Below are 26,146 nucleotides of genomic sequence, written 5' to 3'. Positions count from 1 at the left end.
TTAAACCCCTCCCATTTCTCCTGTCTCATATAAAATGCATGCCAATGCAACCATACCTGCGGTTTCCGCACGTAAAATACGTCTTCCCAGTCCTGTAGACTGTGCCCCGGCCTGCTCAGCCTCTAGGCTTTCCGCTTCAGTAAAGCCGCCTTCCGGGCCCACCACCACCAGCACACGCGGCTTGTCTGTGGACACCCATTGTCCTGCGAAAGGCTGGATTACATCCCGTAGCTGCCGCCCCTGCTCTTTTTCATAACAATAACATATCAAATCATACCCAGCAAAAGAAGCCAGAAGTTCTTTCCACGTCAGGGGTGCGCTAATTTCCGGAATCCGATTGCGATGGCTTTGCTCAGCCGCTTCCTTCACAATCTTGCGCCAACGCTCCAGTCGCTTGCCTTCCTTTTTGGCATCATACTGTACGACCGTACGCTCGGATAAAAACGGTACGAACCCGGTGGCTCCGATTTCCGTACATTTTTGCATCACCGTCTCCATCTTGTCCCCTTTAGGAAGACTCTGCGCGATGGTGATCTGAACATGCGGTTCAGAGGTCATCTCCAGCGGTTCGATAATCGTCGCCTTCACATGGTCCTGCTCAATCGTATCCAATGCAGCTAGCGCTTCCCTGGATACCCCGTCACTGACTATAATTTTGTCACCACTACGGCCTCGCATGACTTTGGCGATATGTCGTGCGTCCTCACCCGTAACAATTGCGTGATCTTCTAGAAATTGCTCTGCCGGAATAAAATAACGCTGCATTCTCTCACACCTATTCTAAAAATAACTATTATCCACTAACGTTCCGTACAAAATCCGATGAAATCACCAAGCACCATCATATCATCTTTTGCGCCTGTATGACCAGTCTGTTCCCTTTTCCGTTTATGTTATACCAATTCTCGTAAAAAAAAGGAGCCCTTAGGCTCCAAACAATCCGGTAATGTAAAAAGAGAACTGTAAAAACTGTATATAAATCATCTGAGACAGCGTGTAAAGAGGTTCAATCGTTACAGCTCGTACTTGCGGAATTACCAGTATAAGCAGAAAAATAAAGATCGACCATTGCTCAAAGTGCTGAAGCTTGCGGCGCACAGGAGTCGGAGCCACGTCCTCCACAATCCGGTAGCCATCGAGTGGAGGCAGTGGGATCAGATTAAAGATAAACAAAAACAAATTTAAATTGATTAGCGCATTGATAAACAAATAGATTGCCTGAGCCACCCGCTGGTTCTCCATTCCCGGCAATACTTGAAAATGAAGAAGCACAGCATAGATCAGTGTAGTCACAAATGCAAGCAGCAGATTGCTCAGCGGACCAGCAGCCGATACAATAATGCCCATAAGGCGCGGGCGGCTAAAATTGTCACGATTGACCGGGACTGGCTTGGCCCAACCAAAGCCTCCGATCAACAGTAACAGCGTACCCAGCAGATCAATATGCACTGCCGGATTTAAAGTCACGCGCCCCAGTAGCTTGGCCGTAGGGTCGCCAAATTTATTGGCATAATACGCATGCGCAAATTCATGCACCGTAAACGATATGATCACAGCCAACAAGTAAAATGGAAGGACATTTAAATTTACACGAAAAATACTTTGTAAAAAATCCATGCTTACCTCTTTCTCGCCACAAACGCCAGCCAATCTTCATCCCGGTTGATTTCGGTAATCTCAAAGCCAGCAGCTTTCAATGCGGTTTCGACAGCCTCTTCTTTGTTCTTCCAAATTCCTGATGCAATATAAATACCGCCTGGCTGTAGGGCATTATATACATCATCAATGAACAACAAAATGATCTCGGCTAAAATATTAGCTACCACCAGCTTGACTGGCAGTTGAATACCCAGCGTTGGATCGCTTGCATTAAGCACGGAGAGCAAATCGCTTTCTTTAATGGTGATGCGCTCCTCCAGTTCGTTCAAACGCGTATTTTCACGCGCACTGGATACCGCTACCGGGTCAAGATCCAAGGCAAGTACATGCTTTGCTCCCAGCTTTACAGCTCCAATCGCTAAGATACCAGAGCCCGTACCAACATCAATCACTTCTTCTCCACCCTGAATCACGGATTCCAGCGTTCTCAGACAAAGGGACGTCGTCGGATGTGTTCCAGTGCCGAAGGCCATACCCGGATCAAGCTCAATAATTTTTTCATCTTCACTCGCAGGCTCATACTCTTCCCAAGTCGGTTTGATGGTCAAACGATCCGATACACGTAAAGGCTTAAAATATTGCTTCCAGGCATTAGCCCAGTCATCCTCGTGGACCGTTTTCAGCTCATACCGAACCTCGCCAGGGTCAATATCAAAAGTTCTCAATTGTTCAACCCGCGGCTCAATTTGTGCACGCACGCTGTCCATGTCTACTTCTTCGGCAAAATAGCCCTTGATGATCGCTTGTCCTTCAGGGATGTCGTTCAAAGGACGATCGTACCATTGTCCATAAGACGTGTCCCGGGGCTTATTAAGCGAACCGGATTCTTCAATGGAAACCCCTCCCGCACCTGCTTCGTGCAGAAAATTCGAAATCATTTCGATGGCTTCTTCACTTGTATGTATTGTAATTTCATTCCACAACATGGTTTACATTTCCTCCTCATTTCACATGCATACATTACATTGTACTATATACTCGCATAGGAGTTCAAAAAAGCCAGTATGACAAAGACAATATTAGATTATAATGCTAGTTATTGTTACGGCTATCATCTGGTATAAATCTACTAATGAATAGCACAAAGGAGAAACATAAATAAGACGGGCTATCCCACAAATCACCTTTTTAGGTGGGATACCCGCCTTATTGTATTCTACTCGTTGTCGTTTATGATCCGTTGCTGACGGCGGTCAGCTACTTCACTACGTCGGATCGCTTCCAGATCCTCAGCATCTGCCTGCTCTGCCGAGAACTCAACATCTTCGTTTTTGGCAGATTGCATGCGTTTGATTTTCTCGGTTTTGGTCAGCACTTTATCGAACCGTTTGTTTTTAGACATCGGTCATTGCTCCTTCCAAACTTGTCACAGCATTCCACCCGCTTGTTCCACAATCGACATCGCCTGATGATGGATGGATTCATCTACCACCGCAGTCAACAAAATATCGCGGCCTGTCGGTCCACCTTGTCCTCCATCACTCATGCCACTGGCAGCAGGATCAGCCGCAGCCAGTATCGCTGGAGAAGCATCTGTAAAATCCACGCCCTGTGTGAGTGAGGACAAGCTGCTAATCTGTCCTGAAAACACAGGCAGTCCGGCGTTGCCTGTAGACTGCCGCGGATACCGGCTAAAACGATCTATCGACATATCCGTTACCCGAAGAGCTTCCAGTTTTCTCGCGGCTCCCTGTGCTTCCTCAGGACTTTTGAAATACGCCAAAATATTTTTTTCGCCCATCCCAAAATCTCCCTGTGTAGTATTGAGCGCAACTCGTGTTTGAGAACATAGATCGTTACGCTTTGTTATATCCTGCTCATTGGCAAGACTTTATATTCTCCACGAAAGCTTAACGGATACAGACATTGCATTGTCATGAACAGCAGGACAAGACGGTGAACTAAAGTTTGTGAAGAACATAACTTTTACGGACGTAAAGTAGCAGCCGGAGCTTCACCTGACATGGCTACTCCTGTCTCCCAGGCTGCGTGAATAACAGCATCCCGTACCTTTTGCACCACCTTTGGATTAAAAACATCCGGTATGATATAAGTTTCACTTAGCTCCTCAGGGCAAATTGCATCAGCGATGGCAAGCCCGGCAGCCAGTTTCATCTCCTCGTTAATCGTCTTCGCATGGCAATCCAGAGCGCCCCGGAAAATTCCCGGAAAGCACAACACGTTATTAATCTGATTAGGAAAATCGGAGCGACCGGTAGCAAGCACACGTACATAAGGTGAAGCTATTGCCGGATCAATTTCTGGCTTCGGATTCGCCATGGCGAACACTATAGGATCAGTTGCCATGCTCTGTATGTCTTCCACAGTCAGTATATCTGGACCCGACACACCGATGAACACATCAGCTCCCACAATTACCTCAGATAAGCTACCACTTAGATTATGCGGGTTAGTCATGTTCGCATACTCTGTCCAATGTGGGTTACTGTATTCCACATCGCGGTGAATGGCTCCTTGCCGATCGACCCCAATCAGATTACGTACCCCTGCCTTGAGCAGCATGCGCGAGCAAGCCATACCCGCCGCACCGATACCGGCAAAAACTACTTTGACATCTTCCATTTTTTTGCCGCATACCTTTAATGCATTGACCAAACCCGCTAATACCACGACTGCCGTACCATGCTGATCATCATGAAATACTGGAATGTCGAGTTCCTGCTTCAACCGTCTCTCGATCTCAAAACAGCGTGGTGAAGATATATCTTCCAAGTTAATGCCGCCAAAGGCAGGAGCGATCATTTTGACAATTTGAACAATCTCATCTGGGTCCTTCGTATTGAGACAGATTGGGAATGCGTCGACACCTGCAAATTGTTTGAACAGTACTGCCTTCCCCTCCATCACAGGCATAGCTGCCTCCGGCCCGATATCTCCTAATCCAAGTACCGCTGTTCCATCTGAAACGACTGCTACTGTATTTTTTTTGATCGTTAATTGAAACGCTTTGGCTGGATCATTGGCAATTTCCATGCAAATTTGAGCCACACCTGGCGTATAAACTTTGGACAACCCCTCCATCGTTTCAATTCGCTTCTTGGGTAAGGTCTCCATTTTGCCACCTTCGTGTAATTCTCTGATTTCATCTCTTAAACTGCCCATATATTTCTCCATCCTTTCATGACTGTATATGATATGAATTTTATAGCTTGGTCTAAAACTCATCAGCTCCATAATTGTAGTAACAAGGTGGCTAAAATGACGGTGCCTGCTCCACCAATCCGTGTTGCAATTTGGGCAAAAGGCATCAGTTCCATCCGATTGGATGCAGACAGAATGGCTACATCGCCCGTGCCCCCCAATCCGCCGCGACAACTGGTCACCAAGGCAGCTTCTACGGGATACATATGAATCCATTTTCCTGTGAAGTATCCAGTAATAATCAATGCAACCACTACAGATGCACAGGTGATCGCATAAGGAACCGTTAGAATCCCAACTACACTATTTAATGGCACATACAAAATGCCTAACCCCACCATCAAGGGCCACGTCAAACTAGCAGTTATACATTTGTACAAATGAAAAGCTCCCTGCTCCAATGTGTTCGGCATGATCTGAATACACTTTATTAATGCGGCCGCCAGAATCATGAGAATCGGCCCTGGAATATGGAGATAAGGCTCTAGCAGCTTACCCACAATAAAGAAAGTACAGGCCAACAGCAGACCACCACCCATTAATGGAAAAGAAACGGATTGTCCCAAGTTTACCGGAGCTAGCTCCCCTTTGCTTTTTTCTAGTTTTAACAACCTTCCGTTACCAGAAGTTTTTGGTTTTTTCTCCGCTAATCTCTTCAAGACGCCTGCACCTATAATTGCAACAATGTTACCGATAATGGCAGCCGGGATAAACTGGGATACGAATTCCGCAGAATCCTTGCCCAGTACCATTCCATACGAAATGGACAACGGTAAAATACCTTCTCCAATCCCACCGGAAATAATCGGAATGATGATGAAAAAAAATGTATGATAAGCACTGTAGCCCAAAGCCATACCCACCACCATACCGACAGCAACAGCAGCAATAGATCCTATGATAATGGGGGCAAAAATTTTGACAATTCCATTCATCAGCATTTTGCGATCCATGCCAAGAATGCTTCCTGTTACTAGACATGCGATGTAAAAATAAAGAAAATTCGAGGTTTTCATAAGCGTGTGCACAGCCCCCATTGCAGATGGACTGAACATATTCCAAAATACCATTAACGATGGAACCATAAGGGATAAAATGGCTGGCCCGCCTATATGTTTGAGCAGTGGAAGTTTGGCCCCCAGATCACTGAGCAGTATACCCAAAATCATGATGACGGCAAACCCGCCCAATAGATCGTTCGGAAGTCTTTCTGTAATTGCAGCCGCATAAACAATTAGCGCAATCACGGCATATAGCGGAAGAGGAATAACTCCCACCTTTATCCTGCCCAGCATCCTAAACCCATCTACAGTATTTTTACTCCATCTTTGCCCCTTTTGCATGACAGGCTGGTTCGTAGCATTTTCCATAAATCTCCCTCCATAAAGTGAAGAATGATGATCATGTTCCCATTCTACACCTTGGAAAACGCTTTATTTGGTTTTAAAACTAAGAACTAACTTTAGTAACTAAAGTAATCAGAAATAGGGCTAAATATAACTATTCATGATTCCTTCTGCCTGCGGCAACACCTGGTATTGGTAAACAGGACGTCCAATGGTACCATATATAGTTTCCATAGAAAGCACTTCAATCTCTGTCATAAAAGCCAGATACTTGCGCATAGACACCCTGGAGATCCCTGCACTCTCCGCAATATCCTCGGTGGAAAACAGAACCTTATGATGCTGCTGGATACAATTCCATATCATAGCCAGCGTGGATTTCGTTATCCCCTTAGGCAACCGTGCCAAGTCTTTAGTCAAGCTTTTATGATAAATCAGTCGGTCCAGCTCCTCCTGCGACAGTAGACTACACTCACGAACAATACTAATGTGTTCTCGGTACCCGGTAAGGGCCTCTAAAAAACGGTTAAAGTGGAAAGGCTTGATTAAATAATCCACCGCGCCAAAGTTCATCGCTTTTTTGATGCTACTCATGTCACTTGCAGCTGAGATGACAATAACGTCCACATTCACTCCAGCCTCCCGTATAAATGACAGTAAATCAAGGCCATTACTTTCTTGCATATACACATCCAGCAATATCAGATCAATGGCTTGTTCAGCTATATATTTCTTAGCCTCTTCCACCGAAGAAGCCCAACCACCACATTGGAAACCCTCTACCTGCTCCGTATATTTGCGGTTGAATTCCGCAACCATCGGATCATCTTCTACAATCAGGACATTAATCAAGTTCATCATTCCCCGCTATAATGTATGGAATCTTAATCTGAAAACAGCACCCCTGCTCGACTGGGATCAACTTTACACTACCTTGTAGCCTTTTCACACTTTGCGACACTAGGTAAAGTCCCATCCCTCGCGACTCTCCCTTGGTCGAAAAACCTTTTTCAAAAATGGCCTTCCCAAGGCCCTCCGGTATACCTGGACCATTGTCGCACATGATACAGGTCAGACAGCCATTTTTCTGGTTTTCTTCATAATAAAGTGAAAGGGTAATCCGCTTGTGCTCCAGAGATTCCATCGCCTCCACTGCATTATCAAACAGATTGCCAAGAATAGTAATCAGTTCATGAGTCGTTTGAGTTTGACTGGATTCAGGCAAGTAACTACCCGGAGTCAGTTCAAAATTTACCCCTGCCTCTCTGGCCCGGCTTAATTTCCCTAACACAAACCCCGCCATCACTGGGTCCTTAAGCTGCCGAGTAATGGAGCCAATCTCTACTTGATGATGCTCGACAGCATCCATAATATAGTGCTCCAGTTTATCATACATTCGCAAATGCACCATCCCCATAATGACATGCAACTTGTTCATAAATTCATGAGCCTGCGCGCGTAGTGCTTCCGTGTACAGAGAAACTCCTGTCAAACGTTCAGCAAGCTGTTTCATCTCCGTCTTATCCCGAAAGGTTACAATGGCTCCGACAATTTTTCCTTTGACCCGTATCGGAACACTGGTGGTCAGCAAGGTGATCCCACCCAGCTCCATTTCCTCATCCATCAGTGGAGTGCTTACTTCCAAGACCTCTTGTAATCGGAAAGCAGATAAATAAACAGTAATTTCCTGTCCAGAGAATGAGAAATCTTCAATCCCCGCTTGCCTCAGTAGACGGATCGCTTCTGCATTCATCAGCATGATACGACCGCATTCATCCACCGCAATGACGCCTTCCTTGATGGACTGTAACATCGCGCTGCGTTCCTCCAGCAAACGTGCGATTTCCGGCGGCTCCAGACCGACCAGCATATTTTTGATTTTACGAGCCAGCACAACCGCTCCTCCTGTGCCAATCAACATTCCGATCCCAATGGCGATAGCAATAAGACGGGTGTTGCCTTCCTGGGCCCGCTGTACATCCTGCATGGATATACCGACAACAATTGCACCTACCTGTTTTCCCGTCCCACTAAAGACGGGGGAGAAGGCCCGCATGGACATGCCCAATGTCCCCTTTGCAACGGACACGCTCTCCTGACCATGAAGTGCAGTATACTCGTCCCCTCCGACAAAGGCTTTGCCGATCCTCCTAGCATCCGGGTGGGTTTTACGAATTCCCTTCATATCCATAACCACGACAAATTGGATATGATTCGCCGTTGAGACCTTCTTCACATACTCCTGCATGGAAGGAGAAGAACCTGTCTGTTGCAATTGCTCAATAATAAGCGGTGTATGGGCTAGTGTACGCGCAATGGACATTGCCTTTTCCTCGAGTCCCTTCTCCGTTTCATGCTCAACTCTCTCGGCAAATAACAGTGTTACTGGCAGGAGCACAAGTGCCATAACCAGACATACGAGCAGCGTTATTAGACCTCTAAGCTTTAATAGCGGCTTACCTCGACGCAGACTTGCCCGTATTTTTTCGATGGAACTCACCCCTTTCTAGTTGATAGAAGCTCAATTGTTAACTCTGGTTATACAAAAATGGCTATGTATGTGTTTACGTGAATATAAAAAAAGGGACTATCCCGCAATTGCGGAATAGTCCCTCGGATTCATAATTGAAGCTCCGCGATTTCGACTTTGGCTTAGTCGCCTCGGAAAGCCCGCTTCACACGGTCAAAAAAGGACTGCTCATTCTCATGTGTCTGCTCTCCACTAAGCGAAGAGAACTGACGCAGCAAATCCTTCTGTTCCTCACTCAGCTTGCTAGGCGTTACCACGACTACTTTAATATGCTGGTCACCTTGACCTACGCCGCGCAGTTTTGGCACACCCTTTCCTTTAAGACGGAAATAAGTCCCTGTTTGCGTGCCTGCTGGAACTTTCAGCTTCACTTTCTCGGTCAACGTCGGGATCTCCACCTCATCTCCCAACGCTGCCTGTGAGAACGTCAGCGGAATTTCACAGTAGATATCGTCTCCTTCACGCTCAAAGAAGTCGTGCGACTTCACGCGGAATACGACGTACAGGTCACCTGCCGGTCCTCCGTTGACACCGCCTTCGCCTTCACCGTTGATACGCATTTGTGCGCCGTCATCCACACCCGCCGGAATGCGAATATGAATTTTACGTTTCTTGCGGACACGGCCTGATCCGCTACAAGTCGTACATTTTTCTTTGATGATTTTACCGGAACCGCCGCAATTGGAGCAGGCGCGTCGGTTAACCATGCGGCCAAACGGTGTATTCTGCACCACTTCTTCCTGTCCACTGCCGTGGCAGACGGAACAGGTCTGTGGTTGAGTGCCCGCTTTGGCTCCTGTACCATGACACGTATCACATGTTTCCGTACGTTCAATTTGAATGTCGGTTTCTTTACCAAACACCGCTTCTTTGAATTCGATTGTCATCGTATATTGAAGATCGTTCCCTCGTTGCGGTGCATTCGGGTCACGTCGACCATTACCGCCACCAAAGAACATATCAAAAATATCACCAAATCCGCCACCGAAGTCGGCACCACCGAAGCCGCCTCCCATGCCCTGATTCGGGTCTACATGACCGTATTGGTCGTATCTTGCCCGCTTCTGACCATCACTGAGGACATCGTAAGCTTCTTTAACTTCTTTGAATTTAGTTTCTGCGTCCGCAGCCTTGTTCACGTCCGGATGATACTGACGCGCAAGCTTACGGTAAGCCTTTTTGACTTCTTCATCCGAAGCGCCTTTTGCGACACCCAGCACTTCATAATAATCACGCTTATCAGCCAATGTTCCACCCCCATGCCTACAACGTGTCTGCACTACATATAAAAGGAAAGCCAAAGGCGCGGGATGACCCGGCTTTGACCTTCCCATCATTTCAAGGCAGTACAACCCGTAATATGCTTATTTATCTTGGAAATAACAGTTACCCTTAGGCTAATTGTTATTTATCAAGGCAGCTACGCTGCTAATTATTGTTCAGTATATCATAACGTACCGGTATACCGTAAAGTTGCCACTACCCGATTCGTTGCTTAGTCTTTCTTCTGATCTTCGTCAACAACTTCATAGTCCGCATCAACTACATTGTCACGGCCTTTGCTGTCTGCTGCTCCGTCTTGAGCTTGCGCTGCTTGAGCAGCTTGCTCATACAATTTCACAGACAATTGCTGAACAATCTCAGTCAGCTCTTCAGTAGCTTTTTTGATGTCTTCCAGGTTGTCAGTTTCCAGTGCTTTTTGCAGATTTTCTTTAGCTGCATTTGCTTTTTCGACTTCACCTGCATCCGCTTTTTCGCCCAGATCTTTAATCGTTTTGTCTACGGAGTAGATCAGTTGGTCTGCAGCGTTTTTCGCTTCTACCAACTCTTTACGTTTCTTATCTTCTTCCGCATGCAACTCGGCATCCTTCATCATACGTTCTACTTCTTCGTCACTCAAGCCGCTAGAAGAAGTGATCGTAATTTTTTGGCTTTTACCTGTGCCTTTATCTGTAGCAGATACGTTCACGATACCGTTCGCATCCAGATCGAAAGTAACTTCGATTTGCGGTACACCACGTGGTGCTGGAGGGATATCTCCCAATTGGAAACGGCCCAGTGTTTTGTTGCCTGCTGCCATTTCGCGTTCACCTTGCAGCACGTGAATTTCTACGCTAGGCTGATTGTCGGCATACGTCGAGAATACCTGCGATTTGCTCGTAGGGATTGTCGTGTTACGATCAATCATTTTAGTGAATACGCCACCTGCGGTTTCAATACCGAGGGACAGTGGAGTTACGTCAAGGAGAACGACGTCTTTCACATCACCTGTCAATACACCTGCTTGAACTGCCGCGCCCAAAGCTACCACTTCATCAGGGTTTACGCCTTTGTGAGGCTCTTTACCTGTCAGTTTTTTGATTGCTTCTTGTACAGCTGGAATACGTGTGGAGCCGCCGACCAGAACGATTTTATCGATGTCGCTAGCACTCATGCCTGCATCTTTCATCGCTTGACGAGTAGGTCCCAAAGTACGTTCTACGAGACCTGCGGACAATTCTTCAAACTTCGCACGAGTCAGGTTCAACTCCAAATGCTGTGGAACGCCATCAGCTACTGTGATAAACGGCAAGGAAATTGTCGTTGTCAGCACGCCGGACAGTTCTTTTTTCGCTTTTTCTGCTGCATCTTTCAGACGTTGTACAGCTGCTTTATCTTTGCTCAGGTCAATACCTTGATCTTTCTTGAACTCATTTACGAGGTAATCAATAATCACTTGGTCAAAGTCATCGCCACCCAGCTTGTTGTCGCCGCTTGTTGCTTTAACTTCGAAGAAACCATCGCCCAGTTCCAAAATGGATACGTCGAATGTACCGCCGCCCAAGTCATATACGAGGATGGTTTGGTCTTCGGATTTTTCCATACCATATGCTAATGCAGCTGCTGTTGGCTCATTGACAATCCGCAGAACTTCCAGACCGGCAATTTTACCTGCGTCCTTAGTTGCTTGACGTTGACCATCATTGAAGTAAGCTGGAACAGTGATAACCGCTTGAGAAACCGTTTGGCCCAGGTAAGCTTCAGCGTCAGCTTTCAGCTTTTGCAAAATCATAGCGGAAATTTCCTGTGCGGAATATTCCTTACCGTCAATGTTTTCTTTATGATTAGTACCCATGTGGCGCTTGATGGACATGATTGTACGATCCGGGTTCGTAATTGCTTGGCGTTTTGCCGTTTCCCCTACAGTACGCTCCCCATCTTTTTTGAAACCGACAACGGAAGGGGTTGTGCGCGCGCCTTCCGGATTTGGAATAACGACGGCTTCGCCGCCCTCCATAACAGCCACACAAGAGTTGGTTGTACCTAAGTCAATACCGATTACTTTGCTCATCGGACAATTCCTCCTTCTGTATATACGAGGCCCTCAGGCCAGAATGGTTGAATCAAAATGATGTAATTCTAATGTATATAGAAAAAGTTACATGCTAACTTTTACCATCGCTGGACGAAGCACCTTGTCCTTCAGCATGTATCCTTTTTGTACCTCTTCAACGACGATGCCTTCATCATGCTCTTCGCTCTCCACCTGCATAATAGCCTGATGGAAATCAGGATTAAACGGTTGTCCCACTGCATTCATGGCCGTCACTCCCTCTGCCTGAAGCACACTCTCAAACTGGCGGAAAATCATTTCCACGCCTTTGGTGAATGACTCAGACTCCGCTCCTTGCGATGCTGTTGCTAGCGCTCGCTCGAAGTTATCCAGAACAGGCACCAACTCGGTAACAAGCTTCATAGACGCATATTTAGCAAGGTCTTCCTTTTCTTTCAGCGTACGGCGGCGAAAATTATCAAAATCCGCCTGTGCGCGCAAAAACCGTTGCTGATGCTCCTCAGCCTCTGCACGAAGTTTTGCCACCTCTGTGTTTTCTTCCTCGGCTTCCAGTGCTGCCGCTTCATTCACCAGCTCGTCCTGCTGGCTCGTTTCGGCGGCTTCCTCTGTGCTTACATTTTGTTGTTTGTCATCTTGGAACGCTTGTTCTTCCTTCAAAATGTTTCACCTCCTTCAAGTTGTAACTCCCCTTATAAAAGCACGCAACAATGCACCCGCGCAGGATACAAACCGTATCCCAGCGCGGAACATGTAGGACCGCAACCTATGCGATCTTATTTTATTTAAACCGTTGCGTTAGCATTGCGGTCAAATCCTTAGACAGGATACCCAAAATATTAATAACTCTCGCATACTCCATCCGCGTCGGACCCAATATACCTATAGTACCCAACGCTTCTCCGTCTACTGCATATGTAGCAGTAATCAGGCTGCAATTGGCAAATGCTTCATGATCATTTTCTGTGCCGATGCGGACTTGAATTTCAGGTGCTCCGGCTACAGGAGTCATCAGTTTAAGTAGCGTTGGTGTTTCCTCCAGCAGATCGAGAATATGTTTAACCTTTTCTACATCTTTAAATTCAGGCTGATTCAGCATGTTCGTCGCACCGCTTAAATATAGGCGCTGATCTGATTCATTATCGAGTGCTTTATCCAGCACCTTCATAGCGTCCTCAAAATGAGATACATGCTTCTCCATTTCCTGACCCAGCGCGGTGTAAAGGCGCGATTTAAGCTGATAAATCGGTACACCGACCAGCTTGCTGTTCAGTAAATTCACAACCTTTTCCATCTCGGAGATTGAAATTCCAGGCGGAATATCCACCGTTTTATTCTCCACCTGACCGGTATTGGTCACGATAATCGCCACAGCCGTCGTTTCGTTGAGCGGCAACAGCTGAAAATGACGCAACGAAGTATGAAAAACCTCCGGCCCAAGCAGGATGGAAGTATAATTGGTCATATGGGACAAAATGCCTGATGCATGCTGGATCACTTGCTCCATTACATTCAGCTTTTCGGCGTAAAAGGCTTTTAGTTCCCGCATTTCCATAGGCTTCAGTGTATTTAGCGGCACCAAATGGTCCACATAATAACGATAGCCTTTATGAGACGGGATGCGTCCCGCAGAAGTATGGGGTTGCTCCAGATAGCCCTGTTCCTCCAAATCCGACATTTCATTACGGATTGTGGCTGGGCTGAATCCGACATCCTGCCTTTTGGATATGCTGCGGGAACCCACTGGCTCAGCCGAACGAATGTAGTCATCAATAATCGCATTCAAAATGAGTCTCTGACGTTCGGTTAACAAGCGAATCCCCCCTTGTCATTTATCCATAATAGCATGATTGTTAAATGGAATCATTAGCACTCGTTCGCGATGAGTGCTAACTGATAATACAAAAATACCAAACCGACCTGATCATTGTCAAGTCAGATCAGTATTTTCAATAAACCAGATTTATTACATCCATTTGGATGACTACAATGAAACAGACTATTTGCACTTTTTCACGGAAAACCTCATTATTCATCATATCCAAACCGTATTTATGTATAGGCAACAGAAAACTGAAAAATTTGAGACTGTGTCTACAAACTGTATAACTTTATTGCCTTTAAGGAGGAATGGGATCTGAGAAGCAAGCGCCGCAACCTTTTATACGCATTAATCGCTCTTTTACCTACAATTTGTATGTTTTACATTTTAATCGAATTGTTTCCGTACACAGGACTAGGAAGAATACTTGCTTTGCCACTAGTTTTTATTCTGAACGCTGCCCTTATCATTTCGGTGATCCACTTAATTCGTAAATTAAGACCCCTATGGTGTGCCTTAATTTTGGTCCCTACAATTCTGTTAAGCATGTGGAATACCATTTTATTTTACCCACAAGAATTCAGTCCAAGCATTCCCAAGCAAATCAAATATAGTGTGGCAGCTATACTGCATTATGATGATGTAACACCAGCCGACTGGGAAGGATACACATATCGTCCAAGCCGAACCGGAGAGTCTGAAAAATATGTTGTCGCCTTGTATAAATACAAACGTCAGGTTCCGTTAGATGGCACTACATACTTTTATAATGATACGGATTACCATAAGGACCATCCCATAAGAAGCTTGAATGATATACCTTCGGAACTGGAGCCTCATCATCAATTCATTTGGTGGTTACTCCAAACATTTGAGAAATAAACAGGGGCACAATAATGTAAGCCGTAACACATACACACGGCTACGTCCTGATAAAAAAACACTGAACTGACCTCATTATTGACAGGTCAGTTCAGTACTTTCAACACTGCGATTTCATCACAATTGTTTTGCTTACTGCAGTGAATGCAGTCGGTCCATACCTTCTCAGGAAAAATCTCTTTGCTAACTACATCAAAACCGTTTTTTATAAAAAAGGATACCTCATAAGTCAGTGCCATAATTTTAGGAATACGTTGCCGCCGTGCTTCTATAATAAGGCCTTCCACAAGCTTGGAGCCTATTCCCATTCCTTTATGCCCCTCAGAGATGCCAAGGGAGCGAATCTCTACCAAATCAGCCCCCAATTTGCATAAAGAACCACAGCCAACGACTTGGCCGTCCACCTCTGCAACAATAAACAGCTCCAGTTGGCGCGTAAGCACTTCCCTTGAACGTGGCAGCATAATCCCCCGCTCTGCATAGCCACTAATCATTTGATATAAAGGCTCCACATCCTCAGGAACCGCACTTCTGCACAATACATCTTTACACACTGAAGCCATCTTGCTCTCCTCCTGCCGCTTGCCGCATATAATGAATAAATATACAACATAACGCATAGAATCGCAATACTCCATTTACCCTGCTGTGGCAGAATGGTGTAATAAAATGATAGCCCAGCTTACGATGTCAAAATGTATTGTATTGAAACCTGCAACTTATGAATTTACCGTGATAGAACCGATGAACTCTGCAAATACGTCATTTCCGAATAAAATACCGCGTTCGCTCAAACGATACCCATCCTCGATTGATTCAATTAATCCCGCATTCAGCATTTTTCTGAGAGGAACTGTAAACGTGTCTTCCAATGTCTGACCAAATTGAGCCTCAAAGCGGGATTTAGACACACCTTCCAGCATTCTCAAACCGACCATGAGGAAATCCTCCATGGCTTCCGCCGTCGGCACCTCAAAACTGTCCAAACGTGGTAAACCATTCCGAGTAGCCTCCACATAAGGGTTAATGCCCTTAATGTTCATATGACGCTCTCTGCCAACATAACCATGTGCCCCAGCGCCAAGACCGTAATAATCCTCATTACGCCAATAAGTCATATTGTGCTTACTTCCCAAACCTGGTTTTGCGAAATTGCTAATTTCATACTGTTCATAACCCGCTTCTTTCATGCGACGCATGAGGAGCAAATACATTTCCAGCTCGTCATCTTCATGTGGAAGCGGCAGCTGATTTTTCTGGTACAACGTATGGAAGAGCGTATTCTCTTCAACCTTCAAACTGTAGATAGAGTAATGAGGAAGTCCCAACTCTAGGGCTCTACTGACGCTTTCATCCAGCATGTCCACCGTTTGGTTCGGCAAACCGAACATCAGGTCAATCGACAGATTGTCCAAGCCGGCCTTACGTGCGTTTTCCAAACTACGATAGACGTCATCTGTACTATGAATACGACCTATGCCTGTAAGCAGCTCATTCTGGAAAGCCTGCACACCAAAGCTGAGTCGATTGACGCCGCCTTCTTTCATCACAGAAAGTTTTTCAAAATCAGTTGTGCCTGGATTGGCTTCCATGGAAAACTCAATATCTTCCGCCCAATTTGGAAAATAGGTACGAACGCTCTTCAGAAAGTATTCCATTTCCTTCGGATTGAGGGTTGTTGGTGTGCCGCCCCCGACAAAAATGGTTTTTATCTGTCCTGGCGGGTGAAGTTTGATCGTATGTTCCATCTCCCGTTCCAAGGCATACAGATATTCCATAACAGGCTGATCCTTGAGCACATAAGAGTTAAAGTCACAGTAAAAGCATTTATTCGTGCAAAAAGGTATATGCAGATAAACCGCTTGAGGCGCGGATGAATATTCATGTTTTTGTATGGATGCGGTCATACCGATCCTCCTTGTCGATTCAGGGTTTAGTGAGAAAATGAGCCGAGGTCGAGACCAACCGCTTCGTGTTCCATTTGATCTTCTGATCGCTGTTACTCCCCAATTTCCCATTATATAAGCACTCTTAGGGATAAAATTGGGGAGTAAAGGCGAACGCTACGCTTCTCCAGATTCAAATGGCCCCCTCCGCTGCTGCCCACCACGAGTCGGCCCATTTTTGTGGTGTAGGTGTTGCAGTAAAAGAGACACTGCTTTAAGAATTACTCTAAAGTTTTAATGATACTATGCTTTGTTACGCTGATTGTAACTTGAACGAGCTCTCTGTCCTGAATAGCTTGCTCAAATAAAGAACGTCCATTCTCCATGCATGGCAAATGCCCCATGAAAGAATGGACGAATACTTCAAACTGCTTTACTCATCTATCTTCAGTACCGCCATAAATGCTTCCTGTGGTACTTCTACGTTACCGACCTGCTTCATACGCTTCTTGCCTTCTTTTTGCTTCTCAAGCAGCTTCCGTTTACGGGAAATATCGCCGCCATAACATTTGGCCAAGACGTTTTTACGCATAGCCTTAACGGTTTCACGCGCAACAACCTTTGTTCCTACAGATGCCTGGATTGGCACCTCGAACATTTGCCGCGGGATCAACTCGCGCAGCTTCTCACAAATGATACGGCCGCGGTGGTAAGCTCGATCTCTATGCACGATGAACGATAGCGCATCGACCTGCTCACCATTCAACAGAATATCCATCTTCACCAGATTAGATTGGCGATAGCCTGAAATCTCATAGTCAAAGGAAGCATAGCCTTTGGTGCTGGATTTAAGCTGATCAAAGAAATCATATACGATTTCAGACAAAGGAATCTGGTACGTAATTGTTACCCGTGTTGTATCTAGGTACTCCATGTTCACGTACTCACCACGCTTGTTCTGACAAAGCTCCATAACCGTACCTACGTAATCATTGGGCACGATGATGCCTGCCTTAACATATGGCTCTTGTACATGTTCAATACGTCCCACTTCCGGGTAGTTGGATGGGTTATCGATTTCGATCGTTTCCCCATTAGTCAATTGTACACGGTAAATTACGCTTGGTGCCGTTGTAATCAACGGAATATTGAATTCACGTTCAATACGTTCCTGAATAACGTCCATATGCAGCAGACCAAGGAAACCGCAACGGAAACCGAAGCCCAGCGCACTGGATGTTTCCGGTTCAAAGCTGAGCGAAGCATCGTTCAGCTGCAGCTTTTCAAGCGCCTCACGCAGATCGTTGTATTCCGATGTTTCAATCGGATACAGACCGCAATACACCATCGGATTAATTTTCCGATAGCCTGGCATCGGTTCTGGTGTTGGATTTTTGGCATCCGTTACCGTATCCCCGACACGAGTGTCGCCCACATGCTTGATTCCGGCCACGATAAAACCAACATCACCGATATTTAGCTCATCCACGATCGTCATACGTGGCATGAAAGCTCCAACCTCGATAACCTCAAACGTTTTGTCAGTCGCCATCATTTTAATTTTCGAACCCGCACGGATACTGCCGTCCACAACACGTACATATACGATTACGCCTTTATAAGGATCATAATGCGAATCGAAAATAAGCGCCTTAAGCGGATTATCCGGATTTCCTTGCGGAGCAGGCACACTTCTGACCACCTGTTCCAAAATTTCCTTGATACCGATTCCAGCTTTGGCTGAAGCATGTACAGTTTCACTCGTGTCCAAACCGATAACATCCTCGATTTCCTGCTTTACCCGTTCAGGATCAGCACTTGGCAAATCAATCTTGTTAAGCACTGGCAAAATCTCCAGATTGTTGTCGAGCGCCAAATAAACGTTAGCCAATGTCTGCGCCTCAATCCCCTGCGCTGCGTCTACTACCAGCAAAGCACCTTCGCAGGCTGCCAAACTACGAGATACCTCATAGGTAAAATCGACGTGTCCCGGTGTATCAATCAAATTCAAAATGTACTCTTCGCCGTCATCGGCCTTATAGGTGAGTCGCACTGCCTGGAGCTTAATTGTAATCCCGCGCTCCCGCTCCAGTTCCATCTGGTCAAGCACTTGCTCCTGCATTTCGCGGGAAGTGAGTGCACCGGTGTACTCCAAGATCCGGTCAGCCAGCGTGGATTTACCATGGTCTATATGTGCAATGATACTAAAGTTCCGAATTTTACGTTGTCTTGCCAAAATGTCAGTCATGCCTTACCCCCACACAATGCCTAGTATCAATCAGCTTATTATAGCAGTTGTAAGGGGGGGCAGCAATATTTCTATTCTGTTACCCCGTCAAATACAGATACAACCCAGCGAATACCTTGTCTTGACAGGTTTTGAAGCAGCCCAGCCGTTTTATCGGCCATGGTATCCACCGAAGCCTGCTGCGCCTTTACGGCTAGCAGCTCACGAGGCGTCTCTAGGCCCTGCCGAATATTGTCATTCTGAGCAGTCTTCGTATCCCATTCATGTGTCCAGCGTGCGGTCTGCTCCTCACTTCGTTCGTTTGTTTTTCCTTCATTCGTGTCCGTTTGTGGCTCAAACTCGACCTTTCCACTTGTATTATACGTACGATTATACGCTCGGGCATTAGCTGCCGGGGTATCTTCAATCACCGTCTGCTCATAATCAACTTTCTGTTGATTCACCGATGAAACTGGATTCTCGTCCCATTCCGGGCCATAGACTGAGCGCAGGCCAGAGCCTGCCAGCTGCATGCCAAGTAATACGCCTGCTCCGATCAGAAGCACAAATCCAAGCGCTTTTTTACGAAAATGTCCAGTCATTATATCCCCCCCTAACTGCTACCTTATTTAATTACCGCTGTTGTTCTTTTTGGTGTCAGATACGTTGGTACCCGCCTTCTGTGCTTTCTGATCCTCCCAATACACTTCACTGATCATGTCCGCCAAAACGTCAGAAGTTCGTTTTAACTCCTCCTCGGTGTTGTCAATCCCTCCGATTTCGATCAAAATGCTATGAGAAGACAAGCTTTGATTGTATTCACCATTGTTTCCTTTGCCGCCATCTTTTCCCCATACACCGCGCGATACGCCGTGATATGATTTTTCCAGCTTTTCATGAATGCGAGCAGCAAAAGCTTCATTTTTGCGCCAATTTTTGTTGTCATGTCCGATAATAAAATACACTTTGGCATAAGAAAGTCCATTAATCGTGGCTGTTGTTTTTCCATGACGTTGGGAATCACGATGAATATCGAGCAGATAAGTTAAACCTTTATTTTGAGCCAAAGCCTCCTTGACTGTTGTGCGTGAATATTTATAGGAGTAGTTCCAATTGTAATTTTGAACTGTGGTGGCATAATCCTTGTTTACATGCAGTGTAGATATCCCTTGCTTTTCCAGTCTCTTCTTTACAAAGTCTCCTACCCTTGATACATTAGCTGACTTAGAGCCTGAATTGGGGTTGGAACTGGTTTTGCTCAGTAATGGGTTATATGCTTCTCTGGGATGAGAATGGTAGATTAATATACGCTTCTCCCCTTTGACGGAATCACCTGGATCATCCCCACGTGCAGGGTCTGTTTCCGGTGTTGTCGGAATATCCGGCGTAGTAGACGGCGGGTTCTCAGCTGCGTTTGAGATCCCAGGGGTATCTGTCGTTCCCTGATCAGGCTGATAATCCGTAGGACCCTCTACCTTGATGTTCCCCGAACCCTTGCGCAGCATGACAGGCGCTCCAGCAGCCATGCCAGGAATTTCACGAGAAATGAGACTTTTGGGATCTTGCGGATTAATACCTGTAAGCATCTGAAAAACAAATGGCGACCATTGTTCACCCGACAACGAAGAATGCTGTTTCTTTTGTGCCAAATGAGGTACCTCCATACCTAGCATATCCGCGAAAAAACCACTGGACACCGAGCCTGCCAATCCTTTCATCGAAGAAACAGGAGAAGTTTGCAAACGATTTTCTGCCAGCCCCCCTAGTCCCAAAACGACAAATAAAAGCGCCGAGCCCATGATGAGCAGCACAAGCGTATGTCCCATTGCCAAAATTTCGATACCTTTTCTTCTCCATCTTCCGACGTTCCAGGTCTGAATCTTTTTCATGTGAGCCTTGTCCTCCTTCGTCCCGTCGAAACCCGCTTATTACATTCAGAACACAGGGTTCCTATCTGTTTCGGAAATCTCTTATACTTCAACTCTATGAACGGAGAACAATTACTAGAACACAAAAATCTCTATCTACAGGACAAGCCCATCCCTTTTTGAAAGAGATAGGCTACCTGTTAAATAGAGATTTTCTGTCGTGTCTTAGAAAGATGGTTTTGCTAGCCTTTCATTAATGCGTATAAGCGGCGACATTGTCGGGATCAACAGCCTCATGTAGAGCTGCGTTCAAACCGGTCGCAATGATATTCGCGATATCTTCAATAAATTCATCGATCTCTTTTGGAGTCACAATCAAATCATGCCCCAGCGGTTGAAGTACCTCTCTCACCAGCCCGAGTCTCTCAGGTTCTGAAATATCATCCAACATTCCCAGAATTACTTTGGTAGAAGCCTTTTCTTTGGTAAAATGCGTTTTCATCAGTTCGATTACATTATTGACGATGGTCGAAGCATAGCATACCGTTGGAACGCCGATAGCAATACACGGAACCCCCATAATATCCTTGGTGATACCGCGGCGCTTGTTGCCAATACCTGAACCCGGATGTATTCCGATATCCGCTACCTGGATGGTCGTATTGACACGCTCCAGTGAACGTGACGCCAAAGCATCAATAGCAATAATCAGCTCTGGTTTTGTGCGGTCCACAATACCTTGAACGATCTCACTGGATTCGATTCCCGTGATACCAAGAACACCCGGCGCAATCGCACTCACATCCCGATATCCAGGGTTGATCTGATCAGGTGTCAGTTCAAAATATTGACGGGTGACCATTAAATTTTCAACGACAAGCGGACCCAGCGAATCAGGAGTAACGTTCCAATTCCCCAGCCCTACCACCAGCACCCTTGCCACCTTAGAGATCCCTATTTTTTGTATAAAATGCTCCATTTCTTTTGCAAAGGCAATGGCTACCCGTTGTTGGAGTCCAGTGTCGCCTTCACGCAAGCCAGGTACTTCGAGCGTAACGTAATGCCCTTGTACCCGCCCAATACGGTTGGCTCCTTCCTCATTTAATACATCCAGCCGCGTAATTTTAATCCCGTTATCTTCCTCCACATTCTCATTTATACCCGTCAGCGGGACAGGCTGATTCCGTTCTGCCAGCTCTCTTGCCTCTAATGCCAAATCCGTGCGTACCGCATACTTCTGCAAATCCAGATCCATCTTTTAAACCTCCTTATATACCATCTCTGGTTATAGTGTGCGAGACACCCAACAGGTTTATGCACATCCATTTTCATCCTGTAATTTGCATCGTCTCAGAATGTTTTCTTATTGCAATTTGAGGTGTGGCATGCTAAAATATTTTAAGTTGTGAAACGTTTGTGTTCATAAGTAATGCCTTTACAGGAGGTGAATGTAATGCCAAACATCAAATCCGCTATCAAACGCGTTAAAACTAGCGACAAACGCCGTGCGTTGAACGCTTCCCAAAAATCCGCGCTTCGTACAGCAGTTAAAGCTGCCGATACAGCGTTGGTAGGTAACGAAGCTGAAGCTGCTGCTGCTGCTTTCAAAGTGGCTTCCCAAAAGCTGGACAAGGCTGTAACTAAAGGTCTGATCCACAAAAATGCAGCTGCTCGCAAGAAGTCCCGCTTGGCGAAAAAACTTAACGCTCTTACAGCTCAAGCGTAAGCACGAGCTACTTTTATACGTTAATGAAAAAATCCTGACCAGCCTTGGCTGATCAGGATTTTTTAGTTTATAACTTTATGAGATTAGATTGAAGCGCCTGCCCCCATTTTCATTAAAAACAGTTCCAGTCCCAGCACCTTGTCAACGACACCTGTCTTCATATGATAGTCCAGTTCGCCCAGTTCATAGAGAAGCTGGCGCAGCTGCTCAGAACGGAAGCGTCGTGCTTGATCCCCTGCAACTTTCACCCCATAAGGATGCAAGCTGAGCTGACTCGCAATTTGTTGCTGAGAATAGCTTTGACCTGCCAGCTCTTTGACCTGCAACATAATACGAAACTGCCGTGTGATCAAAGCTGCTATCTTGATGGGTTCTTCTTTTTGCTTAAGCAATTCATAAAAAATACTGAGCGCCTTATCCAGCCGCAAATTAGCCAGATCCTCGACCATCGCAAATACGTTCTGCTCTGTATTACGAGGCACAAGGGATTCAATGTCAGCGGATGAGATCGTTCCCTGCGCTCCTGCGTACAAGCACAGCTTATCTATCTCGGCTGCCAAGGATTGAAGCCCGACACCCGTGTATTGAATGAGTCTCTCAGCCGCTCCTGCTGCCAACTGCACTTCTCTTTCTGCTGCACGCTTATGGACCCAACCCACAAGATCATCTCCACCCATAGGGGCGAAAGCAATAACTGAGGCATCACTTTTCAGTTTCTTGACGATCTTTTTCCGTTCATCCAACTTTTCAGCCTGAACCGTAAAAACGATGACGCTATAGTCAGTCGGGTTATCCATGTAAGTCAACAGCGTCTCAAGACGGTGCTCTATTTTGCCGTTATCTTTGCCTGCTGCAAATACACTGGTATCCCGTACAATAATTAGCTTCTTTGGCACCAGAAAAGGCGCTGTTTCTGCGTCCTCTACAACCACCTCAATTGGCGTCTCGGTTAAATCATAAGAACTAATGGCGAAGTCACGATGCTCCTCCTCGACCACCTTCTCTTTTAGCATCTCAACAAACTGCTTCATTTGATATTTTTCATTGCCATATAACAGATACACTGGCGAAATATCACCTTTACGAATAGCCTTAGAGGCTGTTTTTACATCCATTTTCCGTTCCCCCCACCCACTGATCGTACCTGACATCCGACCGGAAGGCAAGTCATGACACAAACAAAGGGACCCCACCTTTAGGCAGAATCCCTTCACCACCATCTATATCAACACGGCAGCAGAAAGCTCTAGAAACTTTCGGCCGTCGGGATACGACGTCGGTTCATATAGTTTATTCTCTGTTTCTAAAAAGTGTGCCACTTACGAAAACTATTTTCCAGTGCCACGCGGAACGGTGTACGTATATTTACTTGCAGTCCCATCCTGCTCTGTCTCATACATAAAGGTCTGGCTGTCATCTGACCAGCTTCCTTTGACCCAAGCACCCTTCAGGGTACGGACTTCCAGTGTTGTTCGGTCTACACCGTTATCGGAAAGCTTATACACTTTCAGCTTTTTGCCCTCAATAGCCACCGCATAGCTACCATCAGGCGAGTTGAACTGATCTGTAGAGGCCGACTGGGCACCATAGGTGGAAGCATTATTACTGTCCGGAGAGACCAGCGAATTAGATACAAAGCCTTCTCTACGAACCGGGTCTTGTGACACCGATGATTGCTGATCATTAGAATCGGCATTGCTGCTATCCGCCCCTAAAGAGTTCCCCGCATCCTTGGTGACACTTTTGGATGTCGCATCTTTCGACGTTTCATTTGAGGCAATTCGACTCTGTACCTTTAATTCCTGGCTAAGCGACGAAGATGCATCATTTGTACTTGTATCATCGCTATTATCCTCCTGAGCGGTACTCGTACCCGCTAAAGGTGCCTTTTCCATTTTCGGATCCAGCTGTTCATCAGGAGCAATCGTGGGTTGATCAGATTTTTTCTGTCTTAGCTGTTTGTCATCGGATGTAGGAGCATCTGCAGGCGAGTCATCCTTTGTCGCCTGACGATCGACGTTCGGCTGTCCCTGCTTTTCATCCTGATGGGATGAATGCTTAGTCGGTGCAGACTTTGTTGAAGGTTCCTCGCCAGCTTGCTGGTCATCGACCTTCCCAGCATCCTGTTTGGAAGGATTCTTTTCGCTATCTGAACTGTCTGTTCCCTGGTTGCCCAGGTCAGGTTCCTTATCTGCAGGTGTCAGAGAGGAATCAGCACCTTGTCCCTGTTCAGATGGCTGCTTGGTCGATTCCGCTCCAATGGCTGCATCACGTCCTCCACTCCCATTGGTCGTACCTGGAATTTCCGTCTGAGTCTGCTGGCTTGTCACCTCGGGTGACTGGGATGTAAGTATACCTTCCGCATCCTGCACTGTTTTAGGCTCAAAGTTGAATACTACAATCCCCAGTACAACGGCAGCGGCAGCCACGCCCATGGCAGCACGCCCTCCCACCCTGTTCCACCAAGGTATAGGCTGAGTACGTTGTCTAGGCCCTGCTCCAGACTCTGGATCAGCAGCTACAGGCTGCATTTCCTGAAGCGCGCTTCCCTGCTCTTCACGTGCGCGGTCAATGGCATCAAGCTGAGGCATGATGGAATCCACCAGGCTGAACGCCGGGGAAACCGCAGGCAATTCCTCCAGCTCGCGAGAGAGTGTCTGAAGAATATGGAATTTTTCCGCACAGTCCGGGCAAGTCGCAATATGGTTCATTAATTGGGACGTCTCTTCTTCGCCCAGTTCATGATCCACATAACGCTGCATCCAATCCATCACCTCTTCTCCACACTTCATCCTGATACACCACCTTTCTGATATTCCTGAAGTAGCCCTTGCAATTGCTGTCTTGCACGATACAAGTATGACTTGACCGTATTTAGCGGCAAATCCAGAGAATCGGCAATCTCGTTATAAGAGAAATCCTGCAAATATCTCAGGACAATTACCGTCCGGTGGTGTTCCGGGAGCTGTTGTATAGCCTCACGAACATCCTGTGCCATGTAAGAGGTTAACACCTCAACCTCCACGTTTTGGGGGTCGTTAAATATCATGTCATGCTCGTCAATGGAAACCGAAGGCTTTGTTCTTCTGAATTTGTCGATGCATATGTTCGTTACAATGCGCTGGACCCAGGTTTTAAACTGTGCTTTTTCCTCATAAGAGTTAATTTTGGAATATATTCGTATGAGGGCTTCTTGTGAAGCATCCATGGCGTCCTGCTCATTATTTAGAATGTAATATGCCGTACGGTACACATGCTGTTCTATCTCTCTTAATAGGGTAATGAGAGCGTCGCGATCGCCCGATTGAGCGGCTCGGATGAGTCCCTGCTCTACCACAAAGGATCCCCCTCTCCCTGCAATATTACAGACGTATCCCTTTTGCAAATTGTTGCAGGATAGACGTCTGACGCTAATTTTATTTTTTTAATAAAAAAAATTATAACAAAATGCCCAGAATCCCCATTGTATCCTCCCTTAGAATAACAGAAAAAGGGAAGGTAGTCACCTTCCCTCAGCCCCTACATACATCTAAATACTAGACCTATTAAACTGCATGAAACATTTTGTCACTTCTTAGAAATCAGAAAATCAGATATGAGTTGTAATCGATAAGATAGAGCAATCGGATCTTGAAAATAAAAATCGTCGATTAAGAATTGATATACCTTATCTGATTTAACGGCAGGCAGGTTCTTGGCTGTTACAA

Annotated in this window: 24 protein-coding genes; 2 read left to right on the top strand and 22 right to left on the bottom strand. The window is 46.1% G+C overall.

Translation table 11 applies throughout. From position 1 onward, the window contains the following. From MMB75_RS02200 to hrcA, 13 genes are all read right to left on the bottom strand, one after another. The gene (locus tag MMB75_RS02200) at positions 1-765 is read right to left on the bottom strand and encodes a 16S rRNA (uracil(1498)-N(3))-methyltransferase (RefSeq protein ID WP_017428169.1); all 765 of its coding nucleotides are present in this window, start codon (positions 763-765) and stop codon (positions 1-3) included. Between the two features lie 159 nt (positions 766-924). Then, complete coding sequence (locus MMB75_RS02195; RefSeq protein ID WP_016821607.1) at positions 925-1,617, bottom strand: site-2 protease family protein; 693 nt, start codon at positions 1,615-1,617, stop codon at positions 925-927. A gap of 2 nt (positions 1,618-1,619) precedes the next feature. Next, positions 1,620-2,585, bottom strand: a complete 966-nt coding sequence (prmA, locus tag MMB75_RS02190) for a 50S ribosomal protein L11 methyltransferase (RefSeq protein ID WP_045244382.1) — start codon at positions 2,583-2,585, stop codon at positions 1,620-1,622. A gap of 230 nt (positions 2,586-2,815) precedes the next feature. After that, entirely contained in the window at positions 2,816-3,001 is a 186-nt protein-coding gene (locus MMB75_RS02185) for a YfhD family protein (RefSeq protein WP_016821609.1), read from the bottom strand. Positions 3,002-3,025: 24 nt separating this feature from the next. Beyond that, positions 3,026-3,400 carry a hypothetical protein gene (locus tag MMB75_RS02180; protein ID WP_016821610.1) on the bottom strand — a complete coding sequence of 125 codons (375 nt, stop codon included), beginning with the start codon at positions 3,398-3,400 and terminating at the stop codon, positions 3,026-3,028. A gap of 185 nt (positions 3,401-3,585) precedes the next feature. Next, positions 3,586-4,782, bottom strand: coding sequence for an NAD(P)-dependent malic enzyme (locus tag MMB75_RS02175; RefSeq protein ID WP_019688067.1), 1,197 nt, complete (start codon positions 4,780-4,782; stop codon positions 3,586-3,588). Between the two features lie 62 nt (positions 4,783-4,844). Further along, positions 4,845-6,191 carry a 2-hydroxycarboxylate transporter family protein gene (locus tag MMB75_RS02170; RefSeq protein ID WP_045244381.1) on the bottom strand — a complete coding sequence of 449 codons (1,347 nt, stop codon included), beginning with the start codon at positions 6,189-6,191 and terminating at the stop codon, positions 4,845-4,847. Between the two features lie 120 nt (positions 6,192-6,311). Next, on the bottom strand, positions 6,312-7,019 hold the full coding sequence (dcuR, locus tag MMB75_RS02165; RefSeq protein WP_045244380.1) for a two-component system response regulator DcuR: 708 nt from the start codon (positions 7,017-7,019) through the stop codon (positions 6,312-6,314). Beyond that, a complete protein-coding gene (dcuS, locus tag MMB75_RS02160) occupies positions 7,012-8,667 on the bottom strand; it encodes a DcuS/MalK family sensor histidine kinase (RefSeq protein ID WP_080942672.1) in 1,656 nt (551 codons plus the stop codon). Before dcuS ends, dcuR begins: the two co-directional genes overlap by 8 nt. A gap of 152 nt (positions 8,668-8,819) precedes the next feature. Further along, entirely contained in the window at positions 8,820-9,944 is a 1,125-nt protein-coding gene (dnaJ, locus tag MMB75_RS02155; protein WP_016821615.1) for a molecular chaperone DnaJ, read from the bottom strand. Between the two features lie 248 nt (positions 9,945-10,192). Continuing rightward, entirely contained in the window at positions 10,193-12,028 is a 1,836-nt protein-coding gene (dnaK, locus tag MMB75_RS02150) for a molecular chaperone DnaK (protein WP_090889428.1), read from the bottom strand. A gap of 87 nt (positions 12,029-12,115) precedes the next feature. Beyond that, positions 12,116-12,688, bottom strand: coding sequence for a nucleotide exchange factor GrpE (gene grpE, locus MMB75_RS02145; RefSeq protein WP_019688072.1), 573 nt, complete (start codon positions 12,686-12,688; stop codon positions 12,116-12,118). A gap of 121 nt (positions 12,689-12,809) precedes the next feature. Further along, on the bottom strand, positions 12,810-13,841 hold the full coding sequence (gene hrcA / locus MMB75_RS02140) for a heat-inducible transcriptional repressor HrcA (RefSeq protein WP_013372178.1): 1,032 nt from the start codon (positions 13,839-13,841) through the stop codon (positions 12,810-12,812). Positions 13,842-14,282: 441 nt separating this feature from the next. Between hrcA and MMB75_RS02135 the strand changes: the two genes are divergently transcribed. Beyond that, positions 14,283-14,732: a hypothetical protein gene (locus MMB75_RS02135; RefSeq protein WP_017428175.1), complete on the top strand. Its 450-nt coding sequence runs from the start codon at positions 14,283-14,285 to the stop codon at positions 14,730-14,732. 86 nt (positions 14,733-14,818) lie between these two features. On the opposite strand, the gene MMB75_RS02130 is transcribed toward MMB75_RS02135, so the two are convergent. The 6 genes from MMB75_RS02130 to gpr form a co-directional block, all read right to left on the bottom strand. After that, a complete protein-coding gene (locus MMB75_RS02130) occupies positions 14,819-15,295 on the bottom strand; it encodes an N-acetyltransferase (RefSeq protein ID WP_017428176.1) in 477 nt (158 codons plus the stop codon). Positions 15,296-15,451: 156 nt separating this feature from the next. Continuing rightward, complete coding sequence (gene hemW, locus MMB75_RS02125) at positions 15,452-16,639, bottom strand: radical SAM family heme chaperone HemW (protein ID WP_126665845.1); 1,188 nt, start codon at positions 16,637-16,639, stop codon at positions 15,452-15,454. A gap of 412 nt (positions 16,640-17,051) precedes the next feature. Continuing rightward, the gene (gene lepA / locus MMB75_RS02120) at positions 17,052-18,866 is read right to left on the bottom strand and encodes a translation elongation factor 4 (RefSeq protein WP_016821621.1); all 1,815 of its coding nucleotides are present in this window, start codon (positions 18,864-18,866) and stop codon (positions 17,052-17,054) included. A 71-nt stretch (positions 18,867-18,937) separates the two neighbouring features. Further along, positions 18,938-19,447, bottom strand: coding sequence for a hypothetical protein (locus MMB75_RS02115; RefSeq protein WP_016821622.1), 510 nt, complete (start codon positions 19,445-19,447; stop codon positions 18,938-18,940). Between the two features lie 27 nt (positions 19,448-19,474). Next, positions 19,475-20,734 carry a stage II sporulation protein P gene (locus MMB75_RS02110; protein ID WP_016821623.1) on the bottom strand — a complete coding sequence of 420 codons (1,260 nt, stop codon included), beginning with the start codon at positions 20,732-20,734 and terminating at the stop codon, positions 19,475-19,477. A 232-nt stretch (positions 20,735-20,966) separates the two neighbouring features. Beyond that, positions 20,967-21,968 carry a GPR endopeptidase gene (gene gpr / locus MMB75_RS02105; RefSeq protein WP_016821624.1) on the bottom strand — a complete coding sequence of 334 codons (1,002 nt, stop codon included), beginning with the start codon at positions 21,966-21,968 and terminating at the stop codon, positions 20,967-20,969. A gap of 198 nt (positions 21,969-22,166) precedes the next feature. Between gpr and rpsT the strand changes: the two genes are divergently transcribed. Beyond that, positions 22,167-22,439 carry a 30S ribosomal protein S20 gene (rpsT, locus tag MMB75_RS02100; protein WP_013372187.1) on the top strand — a complete coding sequence of 91 codons (273 nt, stop codon included), beginning with the start codon at positions 22,167-22,169 and terminating at the stop codon, positions 22,437-22,439. Positions 22,440-22,522: 83 nt separating this feature from the next. Here the strand turns inward: rpsT and holA are convergent, their stop codons facing one another. From holA to MMB75_RS02085, 3 genes are all read right to left on the bottom strand, one after another. Next, the gene (gene holA / locus MMB75_RS02095) at positions 22,523-23,554 is read right to left on the bottom strand and encodes a DNA polymerase III subunit delta (RefSeq protein ID WP_193189783.1); all 1,032 of its coding nucleotides are present in this window, start codon (positions 23,552-23,554) and stop codon (positions 22,523-22,525) included. A gap of 213 nt (positions 23,555-23,767) precedes the next feature. Continuing rightward, complete coding sequence (locus tag MMB75_RS02090; protein WP_017428181.1) at positions 23,768-25,231, bottom strand: anti-sigma factor; 1,464 nt, start codon at positions 25,229-25,231, stop codon at positions 23,768-23,770. Then, positions 25,228-25,776, bottom strand: a complete 549-nt coding sequence (locus tag MMB75_RS02085) for an RNA polymerase sigma factor (RefSeq protein ID WP_013311184.1) — start codon at positions 25,774-25,776, stop codon at positions 25,228-25,230. Before MMB75_RS02085 ends, MMB75_RS02090 begins: the two co-directional genes overlap by 4 nt. Positions 25,777-26,146 lie beyond the last annotated feature (370 nt).

Source organism: Paenibacillus sp. P2(2022) (assembly GCF_029522175.1).
Lineage (GTDB): Bacteria > Bacillota > Bacilli > Paenibacillales > Paenibacillaceae > Paenibacillus > Paenibacillus polymyxa.
This window is presented reverse-complemented; position numbering and strand designations above follow the sequence as displayed.

Coding starts and splice junctions, on each gene's coding strand:
- MMB75_RS02200 (WP_017428169.1), bottom strand. CDS start 765: ATGCAGCGTTATTTTATTCCGGCAGAGCAATTTCTAGAAGATCACGCA.
- MMB75_RS02195 (WP_016821607.1), bottom strand. CDS start 1,617: ATGGATTTTTTACAAAGTATTTTTCGTGTAAATTTAAATGTCCTTCCA.
- prmA (WP_045244382.1), bottom strand. CDS start 2,585: ATGTTGTGGAATGAAATTACAATACATACAAGTGAAGAAGCCATCGAA.
- MMB75_RS02185 (WP_016821609.1), bottom strand. CDS start 3,001: ATGTCTAAAAACAAACGGTTCGATAAAGTGCTGACCAAAACCGAGAAA.
- MMB75_RS02180 (WP_016821610.1), bottom strand. CDS start 3,400: ATGGGCGAAAAAAATATTTTGGCGTATTTCAAAAGTCCTGAGGAAGCA.
- MMB75_RS02175 (WP_019688067.1), bottom strand. CDS start 4,782: ATGGGCAGTTTAAGAGATGAAATCAGAGAATTACACGAAGGTGGCAAA.
- MMB75_RS02170 (WP_045244381.1), bottom strand. CDS start 6,191: ATGGAAAATGCTACGAACCAGCCTGTCATGCAAAAGGGGCAAAGATGG.
- dnaK (WP_090889428.1), bottom strand. CDS start 12,028: ATGAGCAAAGTAATCGGTATTGACTTAGGTACAACCAACTCTTGTGTG.
- MMB75_RS02130 (WP_017428176.1), bottom strand. CDS start 15,295: ATGGCTTCAGTGTGTAAAGATGTATTGTGCAGAAGTGCGGTTCCTGAG.
- hemW (WP_126665845.1), bottom strand. CDS start 16,639: ATGACCGCATCCATACAAAAACATGAATATTCATCCGCGCCTCAAGCG.
- lepA (WP_016821621.1), bottom strand. CDS start 18,866: ATGACTGACATTTTGGCAAGACAACGTAAAATTCGGAACTTTAGTATC.
- MMB75_RS02115 (WP_016821622.1), bottom strand. CDS start 19,447: ATGACTGGACATTTTCGTAAAAAAGCGCTTGGATTTGTGCTTCTGATC.
- MMB75_RS02110 (WP_016821623.1), bottom strand. CDS start 20,734: ATGAAAAAGATTCAGACCTGGAACGTCGGAAGATGGAGAAGAAAAGGT.
- gpr (WP_016821624.1), bottom strand. CDS start 21,968: ATGGATCTGGATTTGCAGAAGTATGCGGTACGCACGGATTTGGCATTA.
- rpsT (WP_013372187.1), top strand. CDS start 22,167: ATGCCAAACATCAAATCCGCTATCAAACGCGTTAAAACTAGCGACAAA.
- holA (WP_193189783.1), bottom strand. CDS start 23,554: ATGGATGTAAAAACAGCCTCTAAGGCTATTCGTAAAGGTGATATTTCG.
- MMB75_RS02090 (WP_017428181.1), bottom strand. CDS start 25,231: ATGAAGTGTGGAGAAGAGGTGATGGATTGGATGCAGCGTTATGTGGAT.